Source organism: Mycobacterium sp. Dal123C01 (assembly GCF_052566995.1).
In genome coordinates this window covers 3,992,557-4,007,483 of record NZ_CP199580.1, presented here as the reverse complement: position 1 = coordinate 4,007,483, position 14,927 = coordinate 3,992,557, and the positions used below count along the sequence as shown (strand labels likewise).

The 14,927-nt window shown below is 65.6% G+C and carries 18 protein-coding genes; 8 read left to right on the top strand and 10 right to left on the bottom strand.

Annotation, left to right across the window (positions count from 1 at the left end):
* Positions 1–1,026 carry an alcohol dehydrogenase catalytic domain-containing protein gene (locus tag ACTXG5_RS18920; protein WP_445160249.1) on the top strand — a complete coding sequence of 342 codons (1,026 nt, stop codon included), beginning with the start codon at positions 1–3 and terminating at the stop codon, positions 1,024–1,026.
* Here the strand turns inward: ACTXG5_RS18920 and ACTXG5_RS18915 are convergent.
* The 3 genes from ACTXG5_RS18915 to dtd all read right to left on the bottom strand — a co-directional run bounded on the left by ACTXG5_RS18915 (position 1,023) and on the right by dtd (position 3,259).
* Positions 1,023–1,814, bottom strand: coding sequence for an HAD-IB family hydrolase (locus tag ACTXG5_RS18915; RefSeq protein WP_445164494.1), 792 nt, complete (start codon positions 1,812–1,814; stop codon positions 1,023–1,025). The genes ACTXG5_RS18920 and ACTXG5_RS18915 overlap by 4 nt on opposite strands.
* Before the next feature lie 23 nt (positions 1,815–1,837).
* Entirely contained in the window at positions 1,838–2,761 is a 924-nt protein-coding gene (locus ACTXG5_RS18910; protein WP_445160248.1) for a class I SAM-dependent methyltransferase, read from the bottom strand.
* A gap of 66 nt (positions 2,762–2,827) precedes the next feature.
* Positions 2,828–3,259, bottom strand: coding sequence for a D-aminoacyl-tRNA deacylase (dtd, locus tag ACTXG5_RS18905; protein WP_445160247.1), 432 nt, complete (start codon positions 3,257–3,259; stop codon positions 2,828–2,830).
* Positions 3,260–3,297: 38 nt separating this feature from the next.
* Between dtd and ACTXG5_RS18900 the strand changes: the two genes are divergently transcribed.
* Both ACTXG5_RS18900 and ACTXG5_RS18895 read left to right on the top strand, forming a co-directional pair.
* On the top strand, positions 3,298–3,603 hold the full coding sequence (locus tag ACTXG5_RS18900) for an MTH1187 family thiamine-binding protein (RefSeq protein ID WP_445160246.1): 306 nt from the start codon (positions 3,298–3,300) through the stop codon (positions 3,601–3,603).
* 31 nt (positions 3,604–3,634) lie between these two features.
* On the top strand, positions 3,635–4,909 hold the full coding sequence (locus ACTXG5_RS18895; RefSeq protein ID WP_445160245.1) for a competence/damage-inducible protein A: 1,275 nt from the start codon (positions 3,635–3,637) through the stop codon (positions 4,907–4,909).
* Between the two features lies 1 nt (position 4,910).
* On the opposite strand, the gene ACTXG5_RS18890 is transcribed toward ACTXG5_RS18895, so the two are convergent.
* Positions 4,911–6,122, bottom strand: a complete 1,212-nt coding sequence (locus ACTXG5_RS18890) for an MFS transporter (protein WP_445164493.1) — start codon at positions 6,120–6,122, stop codon at positions 4,911–4,913.
* 142 nt (positions 6,123–6,264) lie between these two features.
* Here ACTXG5_RS18890 and ACTXG5_RS18885 point away from each other — a divergent pair, with 142 nt between their 5' ends.
* Both ACTXG5_RS18885 and ACTXG5_RS18880 read left to right on the top strand, forming a co-directional pair.
* Positions 6,265–7,332: an amidohydrolase family protein gene (locus tag ACTXG5_RS18885; RefSeq protein ID WP_445160244.1), complete on the top strand. Its 1,068-nt coding sequence runs from the start codon at positions 6,265–6,267 to the stop codon at positions 7,330–7,332.
* Between the two features lie 35 nt (positions 7,333–7,367).
* Positions 7,368–7,769, top strand: coding sequence for a phage holin family protein (locus ACTXG5_RS18880; protein ID WP_445160243.1), 402 nt, complete (start codon positions 7,368–7,370; stop codon positions 7,767–7,769).
* Positions 7,770–7,773: 4 nt separating this feature from the next.
* Here the strand turns inward: ACTXG5_RS18880 and ACTXG5_RS18875 are convergent, their stop codons facing one another.
* Positions 7,774–8,556, bottom strand: coding sequence for an enoyl-CoA hydratase/isomerase family protein (locus ACTXG5_RS18875; protein WP_445160242.1), 783 nt, complete (start codon positions 8,554–8,556; stop codon positions 7,774–7,776).
* Between the two features lie 255 nt (positions 8,557–8,811).
* On the opposite strand from ACTXG5_RS18875, the gene ACTXG5_RS18870 reads away from it, so the two are divergent.
* Positions 8,812–9,234, top strand: a complete 423-nt coding sequence (locus ACTXG5_RS18870; RefSeq protein WP_445160241.1) for an anti-sigma factor antagonist — start codon at positions 8,812–8,814, stop codon at positions 9,232–9,234.
* On the opposite strand, the gene ACTXG5_RS18865 is transcribed toward ACTXG5_RS18870, so the two are convergent.
* The 5 genes from ACTXG5_RS18865 to ACTXG5_RS18845 form a co-directional block, all read right to left on the bottom strand.
* Complete coding sequence (locus tag ACTXG5_RS18865) at positions 9,218–10,183, bottom strand: FAD-dependent oxidoreductase (RefSeq protein ID WP_445160240.1); 966 nt, start codon at positions 10,181–10,183, stop codon at positions 9,218–9,220. The two genes, ACTXG5_RS18870 and ACTXG5_RS18865, sit on opposite strands and share 17 nt — an antisense overlap.
* 60 nt (positions 10,184–10,243) lie before the next feature.
* The gene (locus ACTXG5_RS18860) at positions 10,244–10,861 is read right to left on the bottom strand and encodes a hypothetical protein (RefSeq protein ID WP_445160239.1); all 618 of its coding nucleotides are present in this window, start codon (positions 10,859–10,861) and stop codon (positions 10,244–10,246) included.
* A gap of 82 nt (positions 10,862–10,943) precedes the next feature.
* Complete coding sequence (locus ACTXG5_RS18855) at positions 10,944–11,438, bottom strand: SRPBCC family protein (protein ID WP_445160238.1); 495 nt, start codon at positions 11,436–11,438, stop codon at positions 10,944–10,946.
* Positions 11,438–12,067, bottom strand: a complete 630-nt coding sequence (locus tag ACTXG5_RS18850) for a nitroreductase family protein (RefSeq protein ID WP_445160237.1) — start codon at positions 12,065–12,067, stop codon at positions 11,438–11,440. Before ACTXG5_RS18850 ends, ACTXG5_RS18855 begins: the two co-directional genes overlap by 1 nt.
* 21 nt (positions 12,068–12,088) lie before the next feature.
* Positions 12,089–12,571, bottom strand: coding sequence for a carboxymuconolactone decarboxylase family protein (locus ACTXG5_RS18845; protein WP_445160236.1), 483 nt, complete (start codon positions 12,569–12,571; stop codon positions 12,089–12,091).
* A gap of 191 nt (positions 12,572–12,762) precedes the next feature.
* Here ACTXG5_RS18845 and ACTXG5_RS18840 point away from each other — a divergent pair, with 191 nt between their 5' ends.
* Complete coding sequence (locus ACTXG5_RS18840; RefSeq protein ID WP_445164492.1) at positions 12,763–13,452, top strand: hypothetical protein; 690 nt, start codon at positions 12,763–12,765, stop codon at positions 13,450–13,452.
* 5 nt (positions 13,453–13,457) lie between these two features.
* On the top strand, positions 13,458–14,915 hold the full coding sequence (locus ACTXG5_RS18835; RefSeq protein WP_445160235.1) for a class I adenylate-forming enzyme family protein: 1,458 nt from the start codon (positions 13,458–13,460) through the stop codon (positions 14,913–14,915).
* Positions 14,916–14,927 lie beyond the last annotated feature (12 nt).

Here is a 14,927-nt window from a genome sequence, read left to right as displayed (position 1 = left end):
ATGCGCACGGTAGTCGTCGATGGACCCCGCAACATCCGGGTCGACACCCGGCCCGATCCCGTGCTTCCCGGCCCCGACGGAGCGATCGTCGAAGTCACCGCTGCCGGCATCTGCGGATCCGACCTGCATTTTTACGAGGCCGATTTTCCGATGCCCGACCCGATCGCGCTGGGCCACGAAGCGGTCGGCACCGTCGTGGATGTCGGACCCGACGTGCGCACCGTCAAGGCCGGGGATCAGGTCATGGTGTCATCGGTAACCGGCTGCGGCGCCTGCCCGGGGTGTGCCACCCGCGACCCGGTCATGTGCTACTCCGGCTTTCAGATCTTCGGCGGCGGCCTGCTCGGTGGTGCACAAGCCGATCTGCTCGCCGTGCCCGCGGCTGATTTCCAGCTACTGAAGATGCCGGAGGGGATCAGCACCGAACAGGCCCTGCTCCTTACCGACAACCTTGCCACCGGCTGGGCGGCGGCGCAGCGCGCCGACATTCCGTTCGGCGGCACCGTGGCGGTGATGGGTCTGGGCGCGGTCGGCTTATGCTCACTGCGCAGCGCGCTTTTCCAAGGCGCTGCAACGGTTTTCGCTGTCGATCGGGTCGACGGCCGCTTGGAGCGTGCCGCCCAGTGGGGAGCCACACCGATCAAGGCACCGGCGGTCGAGGCGATCCTCGCCGCGACGGGAGGCCGCGGCGCCGACGCGGTGATCGACGCCGTCGCCACGGACGCATCCCTGACCGATGCTCTGAACGCGGTGCGGCCGGGCGGGACCGTCTCGGTTGTCGGTGTGCACGACGTGAATCCGTTCCCGCTCAACGCCCTGGGCTGCCTGATTCGCAGCACTACGCTGCGGATGACTACGGCGCCGGTGCAGCGCACCTGGCCGGAGTTGATCCCGCTGCTTCAGTCCGGCCAGCTCGACGTCGACGGTATCTTCACCACCTCAATGCCGCTGGACGAAGCGGCCAAGGCGTACGCGACCGCGGAGTCACGGTCTGGCGACGACGTGAAAATTCTGCTGAAGCCTTAGTCCGCGTCGCGGTGTGCCTCGCGGCGAACATGGTTCGCCAGATAGCGCAGGGTCCGCATCGGCCGGCGCCGCACCGACGCGAGGCACATCACCGGCCATCCGTGCGCTGCGGCCGCGGCGGCCAGTCCCGAGCGAGGGTTCACCGGTCGGGGATAGCCGACAACCGACATTGACGCCGCATCCTCATCGCCATCGGCGTAGAAGTAGCTACGTTGCACCGCGACATCGTTGTCGGCACAGAACTGTTGCACCGCAGCCGCTTTCGTCGTGCCCCACACGATCGGTTTGACGATGCCGCCCGTCAGGCATCCGTGCTCGTCGAGCTCGAACCGATTGCACTGGACGTTGGAAATGCCGAGAAAGCGGGCGACCGGCAGCGCCTGAATCGAGAGCGCCGAAGAACTCATCACGACGGTATGCCCGCGTTCCTGATGCGCCTGCACGATTTCACGCATGTGCGAATACAGGCGTGAGGCAACACGTTCGGTGAACAACCGCTCGCCCAGCTCGTCGAGGTCGATCAGCGATTCGCCCCGCAGATAACCCGCGGCCCGGACGATGAGGTGCTCGAACTCAAGGCGGCCGAATCGGAATCGCAGTGCGGCGTCGAACACGCCGAGGAGCTCACCGATCCCGACTTGCCGGCGGCGGATTCGATCGCTGACGTGAACCGCAGCGGTGAAGCCGTCGACCAACGTACCGTCGAGATCGAAGAATGCACCGACTCGCGGTCCTGGTGAGCTGGCGGCGATTTCGGCAATGGCATCGGCGGGGGAGAGCATCGTCATCGTCACCACGTCGACTCCGTCCGTTACCGGGTTGCCGTTATGTACTGCGAATGCATGAAACTGTCGATCTTCACGTCGACGTCCGGCGGCGTCATGCCGTAGCCGGCCTGCAACTCAAGGGTGTTGCGAACGGGCTCAACGGTCCATCCGTGTGCGGCCAGCCATTCGGCTGGATCGGTCTTGGGCTCGTAGGTCAGCGCCGAGAAGTCCACGTCGCCGGACATGTTGACGCCGGGGTGGTTGGTTTCCAACGCTTCGAGCTGCTCATGGTCCAGCCGCGATCCCAGTGCGCCGATGGCGATCCGGCTGCCGGGTGCACTGAGTCCGCTGATCCGGGTGAAGAGCGTGTTTTGGGCCTCATCGGTCAGGTAGGGCAATATCCCCTCCACCGACCAGGCGCTGGGCCTTTCGGTGTCGAAGCCAGCCGCTTCCAGGGGCCTGGACCAGTCGGTGCGTAAATCGGCGGCGACCTCGATCCGCTCTGCTTTGGGCGTAGCGCCATGCTCGCCCAGCACGCGTGCCTTGAACTCCAGGACCTTCGGTTGGTCGATTTCGAAAACAGTTGTTCCCTGCGGCCATTCGAGGCGATACGCCCGGGAGTCCAATCCGGCGGCGACGATCACCGCTTGCGGTATACCTGCGTCACCGGCGGCGCCGAAAAAGTCATCGAAGAATCGCGTTTGCACACCGTAGAGACGCGGAAAGGCCGTCTCGCCTTCGGTGCTCCCCGGATTGGCAAGTACACCGGCCAAATACGGGTCCTGCGAAGCCTCGATGAAAACCTTCGCGTATTCGTCGGCGACCAGCGGTTGCGGGCTCAGGGCGTGCAGCGCGCGCCATCCCGCCACCAGGAGCGCGGTATAGCCGACACTGCTGACGATGTCCCAGTCGTCGTCGTCGGAACGGAGCGACCCAAATTCAGGCCCGGATTCCGGCGCAGTGCTCACGGTCGCCCCTCCCATTCGGATCGGTCAAAACGCACCGACCTATCCAAGGTACCTGCGGGAACATCCTCACAGCTCGAGAAACACCGTCACCGGTCCGTCGTTTACCAGTTCGACCTGCATATTCGCCCCGAACACGCCGGTCTCGACATGGGCGCCCAGCCCGCGCAATGCCTCCGCGAACGCCGCGACCAACGGCTCGGCGAGCGCGGCGGGAGCGGCTGCGTTCCAGGACGGCCGGCGTCCCTTCGCGGTGTCGGCGTACAGCGTGAACTGACTGACCACCAAGATCGGCGCATCGATATCTGCCGCGGAACGTTCGTCGGCGAGAATACGTAGTTTCCAGAGCTTTTCGGCAAGGCGGCGTGCTTTGTCGAGATCGTCGCTGTGGGTGACGCCGACAAACGCCAGCAGCCCCTGGCCTTCGGGCCGGATGGCACCCACCACTTGGCCATCGATCGACACCGCAGCTGACGAGACCCGTTGCACCAGAACCCGCATGGCTCGATGCTGCCAGGCCGGATAGGTACGCTCGTCAGGTGTCTGTCCTAGTAGCGTTTTCCGTCACCCCGCTCGGCGTGGGCGAGGGCGTTGGCGAGATCGTCGCCGAAGCGGTTCGCGTGGTGCGCGATTCCGGCCTGCCCAACAAGACGGATTCGATGTTCACCGTGATCGAGGGCGAAACCTGGGAGGAAGTGATGGCGGTCGTGCAGCGTGCCGTCGAGGCCGTGGCCGCTCGTGCACCCAGAGTCAGCACGGTGATCAAGGCCGACTGGCGAGTCGGCGTGCAGGACGCGATGACGCAGAAAGTCGCGACGGTCGAGCGCTACCTCGCCGACGGTTAGCGCGGCAGCGCGGGTGCGTAGGCTCGTGCCGGTGAGCGCACGCGCAGGCATCGTCGTCACCGGAACCGAAGTCCTCACCGGACGCGTCCAAGACCGAAACGGCCCGTGGATCGCCGACCGGCTGCTCGAACTCGGCGTGGAACTCGCGCACATCACGATCTGCGGCGATCGCCCGGCCGACATCGAGGCACAGCTACGCTTCATGGCCGACCAGGGCGTGGACCTGATCGCCACCAGCGGCGGCCTGGGTCCGACGGCCGACGACATGACCGTCGAGGTGGTGGCGCGCTTCTGTGAGCGCGATCTGGCGCTCGACGAAGAAGTCGAAGGCAAGATCGCCAACATTCTCAAAAAGCTGATGGCGCACTTCGATTCGGAAAGCTTCGACGCGGTGCGCGCCGCCAACCGCAAGCAGGCCATGGTTCCCGTCGGTTCGCAGGTGCTCGACCCGGTAGGAACCGCACCGGGCGTCGTCGTGCCCGGAAAGCCGACGGTGATCGTGCTGCCGGGACCGCCACGCGAGCTTCAGCCAATGTGGCATAAGGCTATCGAGACTCCCGCGGCCCAGCAGGCGATCGCCGGCCGGACGATCTACCGCCAGGACACCATCCGGATGTTCGGACTGCCCGAGTCGGGACTGGCCGAAACGCTGCGTGATGCCGAGAAATCCGTCGCCGGATTTGAGTCGCTGGAGATCACCACCTGCCTGCGGCGGGGCGAGATCGAAATGGTCACCCGCTACGAGCCGGACGCCGCCGACGTGTACGCACAGCTGACACAGCTACTGCGTGACCGGCACGGGCAGCAGCTGTACTCCGAAGACGGCTCGCAGGTGGACGATGTGGTCGCACGGTTACTGTCCGGACGTCGGATCGCCACCGCGGAGTCCTGCACTGCCGGGCTGGTGGCCGCGCGGCTGACCGACCGGCCCGGTTCGTCCGATTACGTGATGGGCGGCGTGGTGAGCTACTCCGACGAGGCCAAGGCGGAGCTGCTCGGCGTCGACCCCGCCCTGATCGAAAAACACGGCGCGGTGTCCGAACCCGTCGCGGAGGCGATGGCGGCGGGCGCGCTGCAGCGCTTCGGCGCCGACACCGCCGTCGCCATCACCGGGATCGCCGGCCCCGGTGGGGGAACGCCGGAAAAGCCGGTAGGAACGGTCTGTTTCACCGTGAAGCTCGCCAACGGCTCGACGGATACCCGCACCCTGCGGCTCCCCGGGAGCCGCTCCGACATCCGCGAGCGCTCGACGACGGTGGCCATGCACATGTTGCGGCGCGCGCTCGGCGGCCCGGAAGCCGTCTAGGTCACGTCGCTCCTCTTGGTAGGAAAGCGGTTTCGGCGGTGCCAAACCGGATTCCGGTCGCATCCTTGCCGATCAGCGTCAATATCGTGACCGCGAGCAACACCGGCACGATCGTCACGGTCAGTGCGAACGGGTAGCCGTGCGTCTCGGCCAGACGCTCCTGGATGGGCAGGTTGAACGCGGCCAGCAGATTACCGAGCTGATAGGTCACCCCGGGGTAGAGACCACGGATGGCGTCCGGCGACATCTCGGTCAGATGCGCCGGGATCACACCCCAGGCGCCCTGCACGCAAACCTGCATCAAAAACGAACCGAGACACAACATCGCCGCAGTACGCGAGAAGGCGAACAGCGGCACGATCGGCAGGCCCAACACCGCACAGAAAACCACGGTGTAGCGGCGACTGAACCGCTGAGACAGCGTGCCGAAGAACAGCCCCCCCATGATGGCGCCGATGTTGTAGACCACCACAATCCACTTGACCGTCACGCTAGACAGCCCCGCACCGTGGTTGGTCGTCGCGCCCAGGAAAGTCGGGTAAACGTCCTGGGTACCGTGGCTCATCCAGTTGAACGCCGTCATCAAGGCAACCAGGTAGAAGAACCGGCGGACGACAGCGCCGTTACGCAGCACGTCACGGATTTTGGTGTTGGTGACCTTCATCCGGTCCTGGGCGGCTTCCCACACCTCGGATTCCTGCACCCGGTAGCGGATGATCAGGCTGATCAGCGCCGGGACGATCGACAGCGCGAACAACCAACGCCACGACAGCCCCAGCCAATCCATCACCACCAGCGATCCCACACTGGCCAGCAGATAGCCGAGTGCGTAGCCCTCCTGTAGTAGCCCGGAGAAAAAGCCGCGCCGCTCGACGGGGACTTTTTCCATCGCGAGCGCGGCACCCAGCCCCCACTCGCCGCCCATTCCGAGGCCGTACAGCATCCGCAGAATCATCAGCACGGTGAAGTTGGGCGCGAATGCGCACAGGAAGCCGACGATGGAGTAGAAGATCACGTCCACCATCAGCGGGAGCCGCCGACCGACCCGGTCGGCCCAGAGCCCAAACAGCAAGGCGCCCACCGGGCGCATGGCCAAGGTGGCGGTCGTGACGAACGCGACCTCGGCCTTGCTGATGTGGAAAGTCTTGGCGATATCGGCGTAGACGAACACCACGATGAAGTAATCGAAGGCGTCCATCGTCCAGCCCAACATCGCCGCGATGAACGAGTTTCGCTGATCAGCGTTAAGCCGTTGAGTTGTCACGTGAGCATCGTGGCGCACTCAGACTCATATCGCGACCCTTTGTCCAGCCAATCCGCGTTGTCCATCCAATCGGCGGGCGTAAGTTTCCAATATGCGGATCATCGATGCCGATGGGCACGTTGCCGAGAACCCGTCACTGGCGATCGAGGCGATCAAGCGCTGGCCGGATCACGTGAAACCCAGCACCGACCGGCGGCTGCGGTTGATGATCGAGGGTCGTTATTACCCGGAGGACGAAGGCCCGGGCGCGGGCTGTCCACCCGAGCACGGCATCAGCAAAGCGCCCGACATCCACTGCTCGTCGCCGCAGGGTGTGGTCCAAGATGCCGATCGCGATCACATCGACACGATGGTCCTCTATCCGAGTCTCGGGCTATGCGCGCCCAGCCTCGAAGATCCTGACTTCGCAGCGGGATTCGCGCGGCTCTACAACGAGTGGATCGCGGATTACTGCGCGTCGTCGGGCGGCCGGTTGCGCGGCGTGGCCGTGACGCCGATCGAGCACGGGCAGGCAGCCATCGACATCATGCGCGAGGCCAAGGACCTCGGGCTGCTCGCCACTCTCGTCCCGCCGGCGCTGAAGACCCGCAATCTCGATCACCCCGACCTCGACGAGTTCTACGCCACCGCCGTCGAATTGGAGATGCCACTGGGCATTCACGGCGCGCCCGGCATCCATCTGCCCAAGATCGGGGTGGACCGCTTCACGAACTACATCCAGGTGCACTGCATCAGCTTTCCGTTCGATCAGATGACGGCGATGACCGCGCTGGTCTCCGGCGGCGTCTTCGAGCGGCATCCCCGGCTGAAGGTCGCCTTCCTCGAAGCGGGCGCCGGGTGGGTGCCGTTCTTCATGGATCGCCTGCACGAGCACTACGAGAAGCGCGGCGATTGGGTCGAGCGCGGCTGGCGCCGCGATCCCCACGAATACCTGAAGGCGGGCAACATCTTCGTGACGTGCGAGCCGGAGGAGCCGATCCTGCCCGGGGTGATCGACGTGCTCGGCGACGACTTCATCATGTTCGCCAGCGACTACCCGCATTGGGACGGCGAATGGCCGGAAAGCACCAAACATCTGCGGACCCGCACCGACATCAGCGAAAAAGCACGCGAAAAAATCAGCGGCTTGAATGCTCAGCGCTTCTACGCCCTGAACTGAATCTGCCTGCCATTGGCATGGCAGGATCTTCCGGCATGGGCCCATTTCTGCTTCGCGCCACATTGACTGGTTTTGCCATGTGGATCGTTACGCACTTCGTTCACGGGCTGAGCTTCGTCGGCGGCAAGTCGCCGTTGGAGAGGATCGGCATCATCTTCGTCGTGGCCGTGGTCTTCGGTCTGGTGAACGCGTTCATCAAGCCGGTCGTTCAGTTTCTGTCGATCCCGCTGTACATCGTGACCCTTGGCTTATTTCATGTCGTCGTCAACGCGTTGATGCTCTGGCTCACCGCACGGATCACCGAACACACCACGCACTGGGGATTGCAGATCGACCACTTCTGGTGGACGGCGGTCTGGGCAGCGATCCTGCTGTCGATTGTGAGCTGGCTGCTGTCCCTGGTGATCGGCGACGTCGGCCGCCGCACTCGCCGTTGAGACCTCAGCGCGCCTGCCACCGCGGTGCTCGCTTCTCGGCGAAGGCGCGGGGTCCTTCCTTGGCGTCCTCGGTCGCGAAAACCCGGTCGCTGTGCCGGGTCTCGTTGTCGTAGGCCGACTCGAGGTCGAGCGTCAGCCCTTCGACCGCAGACTGTTTGGTCGCAAAGACCGCGAGCGGTGCGTTGGCCGCGATGCGCTCGGCGTAGTCATAGGCGGTATCCATCAGGCGCTCCGCCGGGACCACCTGGTTGAGCAGGCCCATGACCAGGGCTCGCTGCGCGTCCACCATGTCGGCAGTCAGTAAGAGCTCCATCGCCAGGGCGTAAGGAATCTGGCGCGGCAGCCGCACCGTGCTGCCTCCGCCGGCGAAAAGCCCGCGCTTGGGCTCCATCACCGCGAATCGCGCTTCGGGCACCGCCACGCGGATGTCGGTGCAGCCCAACATCTCAAAGCCGCCCGCGACGCAGGTGCCATTCACCGCGGCGATGATCGGTTTGTACACCGCGAAGCGATGCAACACGGCGTGGATAGCGTCAAGCGCGTCCCACCCATCCGGTTTGGGAAGGTCACCGGTCAGTTCCGGAATGAATTTCTTCAGATCTGCTCCGGTGCAAAAATCCCGTCCGACGCCGGTGACGACGGCGACCCAAGCGCCGTCGTCGTCACGGAATTCGGCCCATGCATGGGCCAGATCGCGGAAGTGTTCCATATCCAGCGAGTTGCGCGTTTCGGGGCGGTTGATCGTAATGGTGGCAATGTGGGCGTGCAGCGTGTAATCGATGCTCACCGGGTGTCCCACCGTTTCAGTCCGTCGTTCCTACCGTTACTGAAATAGTAAGGGTTTCAGTGACCTTCGACCGCGACCAGGTGGTGGGGAAACGGATCGATTTGCGCAATTTCACGTCGGCAAATCTCAATTGCACATACGCTTAGCAACGACGTGGAAACCGACCGCCGTCGGTTTGACGACAACCCCTGCCGACCTTCTCGGGAAAAGGACGGCGTCGCCCGATACAGCCTACGACGACGGGATGTCGCGAAGATGGACACTGCCGCAATTGGAATCTCCCGGCCTAACAACGGACATTCGTTCGTTGGTTATGCGCCAAGCGGTCTCAACGCGGTCACCGAGCGCACCGGTTCCTCGGTCGTCGTTCACGTCGGTGGTGACATCGATGCCAGTAACGAGCGCACCTGGAAGGACGTGCTGAGCCGAGGCGCTGCCGAAACCGTCGCGCCCGGCCCGTTCGTCATCGACGTCAGCGACCTCGACTTCATGGGGTCGTGCGGTTATGCCGCTTTGGCGCACGAGGCGGAGCAGTGCCGCAATCGCGGCGTGGCTCTGCGGCTGGTCACTCACGAGCCCGTCGTAGCCCGAACTATCACCGCATGCGGACTCCGTCCGCTGCTGCCGACCTACGCGACGGTGGAGACGGCGCTATCGCCGGTCAGCGATCAGGGCTGACCAGACGCACCACATCGCGCGCGCAACCCCAGGACAGGGTCACGCCATTGCCACCGTGGCCGTAGTTGTGGATGCAGCGCGCCCGTCCGAGTGGCTCGGCTTCCAGTCGCACCGAGGGGCGGTCAGGACGCAGCCCGGTAATCGTCTCGATCACCTCGGCCCCGGCAAGCCTTGGCTCGATCCGGCGGCAGCGCGCCACGATGCGGTCGGTGATGTCAGGTTCAGCAGTGGTGTCCCAGCGATCCGGGATGCTGATACCGCCGCAGACCACGCGCTGCGGGTGCGGAAAGTAGCAGACCCATTCCGGGCCAGTGCTGATCTCTAGAAATAGTTGTTGCAGACCAGGATTGGCGAGGACAACATGCTGGCCGAACAACGGCCGTACCGTGTCGTCGCCGACCAGGGCTCGGGCACCCAGACCGGAACAGTTGACCACGACCGGTGCCGCGTCGGCGGCTTCGGCCAGCGACTGCACGGGATGTTCCTCGATCTCGCAACCGGCCGCGGCAAGTCGCTGAGTCAGGTAGTCGAGGTAGTGCGGCATGTCGATCATCGGCACAGTGCCGCGAAACCCGACCCGAAAGCCCTCCGGCAGGTCGGCCGGCTCAGCCGGGCGCAGGTCGGGGATCAGCTGCGCCGCGGACGACATCGCCTCGGTCGCGGTTAGTTCGCCGACGCTCAGCGCCGGCGCCATCTGCACGCCGGTGTCGGGGTCGGCGGCCAGCTCGCGGAACACGCCAAGCGAATATTGCGTCCACGCCAGTGTTTTGGTGGCACGTTCGGCCGGCCGCGGCGGGGCCCATACCGCACCGGCCACGACCGAGGTCGTCTGCTTCGGCATTACGGCAGTCCACACCCGGACCGGCCACCCCGCTTCGGCCAGGCGCACTGCCGACGTCAGTCCGCTGACTCCGGCACCGACGACGACAATCTGCTGCGCACTGGCCACGACGCCACGCTAGCCAAAACGGAACGGTCGCGGGGCTGCGGCTGGCCGGGTCCTACCGGATCAGGTACCGGGTACTCGCTGTCCGTTGGGCGCGAGCAGCCCGTTGAGAATGCCCATGGTGCCTTGCAGTTGGGCGCCGGCGATCGGCCCGGGGACGTCAGCGGGCGGAGTGGCGTCCGGGGTCAGCTGCCAGGGCTGGCAGCCGTCCGTCTTGAAGGCTTTGTCCGTCGGGTCGATCCGGACCACCTGCGGCTTTTTGGTCAGTGAGTTATCGATCAGGGCGCCGTCGGGGTTGGACGTCCGCTTCCAGTAGCAGGTGCCGTTGCCGACGGGGCCGCCGCTGCTGTAGATGCCGGGCACGATGTCGGTACCCACCGCATATAGGCCGTCTTTGTCGATGCTCGTCTTCGGCCCGGATCCAGGCGGGGGCGCCGGCGACCCCGCGGGCGCGGGCGTGGCCGCAGGTGCGGACGCCGGGGCGGAGGCAGGGACCGACGTGGGCGCGGGCGTGGATGCCGGCGCGGACGCGGGTGCGGAGGTGGGTGCAGCTGACGGCGCGGGAGACGGCGTCGGCTCTGGATCCGCGCCGGCTACCGCTCCCGACACCGCCCAGGCCCCGAAGATCAGCCCCGCGGCGACGAACCGTGCCACATTGGGCGCTGCTGCCTTGAACCCCATAGAACAGCAGCGTACCGGCGCAGACGCGCGATTTCACATCCCTGCCGCATCGGACGGGACGCGATACGACGCCGAAGATCGGCTAAGTCAGCCGCCGCACCTGGCCGGCGTAGCTGAGCGCGTGCTCATACGTGTCGAGGTTGTCCCGCGAAATCCTCGCGTGTACCGGGCGTTCGAGGAAGATACGCAGCACCGGGTTGTAGGCGTGATACGTCTCGTGAAAGGTCAGCACGGTGGTGCCGTCGGGCTGCTCTTCGAGCTGGTGATATCCCTCGGCGCGCGACCACAGCGGCGCACCGACGGCCACATAGCGCGACAGCTTGTTGAGCTCTGCCTCGGTCACGGTCTCCCACGAACGCGCCCGGCCGCCGGACAGCAGGTATTTGGGCACCGGGTAGATGCAGGTGCGGACCAGACCCTCGCCGGCCTCGTTGCCCTCGTTCAGGATTTCCATGCTCCCGGTAGGCCACTTGAGCACCCGCGGGCGCGGCGCGTTCGGTGGCGCCGGCGGATGCAGCACTCGCCAGACCTTTCTCGGCGGTGCATCGACGTGGAATCGCACGGTGTAGGACTGCATCAGCTGTCTCCCCAGCCGTCCCAGAACGTGATGCTGGCCGCGGGCGGCCGCGCAGCCGGCCGGAAGTCGGTGCCGATCGTGTAGGCGACGGGGAATAGCGCGGCCTGCATGACCGTGGGGGGAATGCCGAGCAACTCGGCGACCTCTTGCTCCTTGAACAGATGCATCGTCGTCCACACCGATCCCAGTCCACGCGAGCGCAGTGCCAGCAAAAAGCTCCAGCCTGCCGGGATGATCGACGCCCAAGCCGCCGCGGCGATGCCCGGTTCCGCGGTGTCGATGCGTTGCTCGAGGCACGGAATCACGTGCACCGGAACGCGGGCCAGCGTGTCGGTCAGGCTCGCCGCGCTCTGGTACACCCGCCGGGTCTGCGGATCCGTCGCGTTATCCGCCGCCTGCGCCAGGTATTGGGCCCCGATGCCGCGGTAGATGTCGGCGATCGCGGCCCGCTTGCCGGCGTCGGTGATCACCAACCACCGCCAGTCCTGCGTGTTGCTGGCCGTCGGCGCCTGCATCGCCAGCTGGATGCATTCGAGGATCACCTCGCGGCCGACCGGCCGTTCCAGATCAAGGCGTTTGCGCACCGCCCGTGTGGTGCTCAGCAGTTCATCGACGGTCGCGATGTCCATTCGTTCCTTCCGGTTGCTTGGTTAGATGTCGATCGCGCAGGACTGGTCGACGCCCAGCACGGTCAGGGAACGCCCCAGGCCCAGAAACACCGCAACGCACAGCGTGAGATCGAGAATCTCCTCGTCGGAGAATGCCTCTTGAAGTCGTTGGAAGAACGCGTCATCCATGGACGCGTGATCGTTGGCGAAGCGCTCGGCGTACTCAATGGCGAGGCGCTGGCGCGGCGTGTAACCGGGGTAGCTCGCATACGCGGCGACGTTGTCGTACAGCTCGGGGGCCACACCGGCATCCAGCACCGACTGGGCGCGAAAACCCGAGCAGGCAACGCAGTCGTTGATCTGCGCGATCCGCATTCTGGCCAGCTCACGCTCGTCGGCCGGCAGGATGCTCTGCTGATAGGCGCCGCGGATCATGCGTTCGACCATGCCGCCGAGCTGCGGCCGCAGCGTCCAGATCATGGCGGCTTCGCCACCTGGGCCCTCCGGCACGTTGAGCCTTGCCATGGGAGAACTCCTGCCCGGTAAGGACGGTACCGACTGGAGCAAACCAGATTCTCAAGTCGACTGTCCAGCTCACCAACGGGTGTAATTGGGCATATGACAAACCCGGTCTGGACGCGTCACATCCCCGGGGCTACCGTCCGTGGAGCGGCGTTCAGCCCAGCGCCGCGAATGGAGGTTCCTCCGTGCTGTTCATGCACGAGCTACACAAGGTGCGCGGCCGCGCGGAAGACGACTTCGAGGCCGCGTTTCGCGACGGCTGGATGCCCATACTCGCGCGCGACGACGACGCTCGGCTGCTGTGGTACGCCAACCAGGCGCACGGCAGCGGCCCCGCCTACACCGTTGTCACCGTCACGGCCGTTCGCGACGGAGCGGCGTGGGAGCGGCTCACCCTGCGCGTGCAGAAGGGCGACCTTCAGGAGTGGATGCGTGGCGTCGATGAGCTCCGCCACGAGGTCGACGCAAAGCTGCTGATGCCGCTGCCCTGGTCACCGCTTGGGCAGTTGCAGTTCGACGAGGTGCCCGTCGACGGGCGCGAGCACGAGATGACCCTCTACATGGAAGACACCATGTGGCCCTACGAGGACAAGTTCGAGGAATACATCGTCCGCTGCGGTGAGGTGTACGCCAGGAGTCTCGAGGGGCCATCCTCGATGCTGACGATGCACGCCGCATTCCAGCCCGCCCTCGGCAGCCATGTGCGTCGTGAGGTGATCCTGATGCAGCGCATCAGCCGGCCGGACGCACTGCTCGACCTGCTCCGCAGCCATATTCCCGCCGAGTACCGCGCTCCGGGCACCTGGATGTACGAGGCCTTGGACCTGCGCGATCAGTGGACCAGTCGGCTGCTGCGTACCTCCGAGTGGTCACCCCTGTACTAAGCCGCATGAACACCGGGACGATCCATGACGCCGCCGCCACCACCGATCCCGGCCGGGCTGCGCTCATCGCCGGCGGGCGCACCGTCAGTTACGGCGAGCTGGCGACGGTAGTACGGCAGTGCGCGGCAGGCCTGGCCGCCCATGGCGTCACACCCGGGCAGCGCGTCGCGGTCGTCGACGGCGGAAGCCTGCTATCGGTCGCGGCATTGCTCGGGGCGGCGCGTATCGGCGCCGCGCCGGCGCTGATGAACCCCGCGCTGACGCCGCCGGAGTTGCAAGGACTGCTCAAGAATGCCGGCTGCGCCGACGTAGCTGTGGCGGGGGAGCCGTACGTCGATGGGGTCCGGGAAGCGGGCGTCGCCACGGTACTAACGCTCGCTGACCTCGCGGGCCATTCGGAGTCGCCCGCCGACGACACCATCGATCCGGATCCCGACACTGCCGACGACCGGGACGCGTTGATCCTTTTCACCAGCGGGACAACCGGACTCCCGAAGACCGTCAGCATCAGCTCCCAGCAGCTCACCCGGCGCATCAAGGGAATGTCGCGGCGTTTCCGGGCGGAGGCGAAACCGACGGTGTCCATGCTGACCGTCCCGTTGTTTCATGTCGGCGGCGCGCTGGGCATGCTCGGCAGCTTGTACTCAGGTGATACCGCGGTGGTACAGCAGCGGTTCGACGCCGGCGAATGGCTGCGCCTGGTGTCAGAGCACCGGGTCACCACGACGTTCATGGTCCCGACGATGCTGCAGCGGATCCTTGACCATCCCGACTTCGCCAGTACTGATCTGTCGTCTCTGGTCGCCATTGCGTACGGGGCAGCGGCCGCGCCGCTGAGTCTGGTGCGCAGGGCCATGGCCGCGCTGCCGCGCGTGGGATTGGCCAACGTATTCGGCCAGACCGAAACACTGGGCGCGTACACGACTTTGCTGCCCGACGATCACCGCGATCCGGCACGCGCCGGCTCCGTCGGCCGGCCACTGCCGGGAGTGGAAGTGCGAGTCGTGGACCCCGAGACGGGCCACGACGTCGAGGCCGGAACGGTCGGCGAGTTGTGGGTGAACACCTCCCAGAACGTCACCGAAGGCTGGCTGCACACCGGTGACCTGGCCCGCCAAGATGGCGATGGCTACATCTTCCCGAGCGGCCGACTGAAGGACACAATCAATCGCGGGGGAGAGAAGTTCGGGCCGATCGAGGTCGAGGAAGCATTGCGTTCACATCCGGCAGTCAGTGACGTCGCGGTCGCCGGGATCGCCGACGACGAGTTGGGGCAGCGGGTCGGCGCGGCCGTGGTGGCTTGTGCCCCAGTGACACTCGACGAGTTGCGAGCACATTGTCGCGAGTTGATCGCCTACTTCAAGGCGCCCGAACGATTGGCGATCGTCGATCACATCCCCTACAACGCGACCGGCAAGGTCAACCGCGAGCAGCTCGCCACGCTGATCGCCGAAAACGGCTGAGTTCAGGAGTCC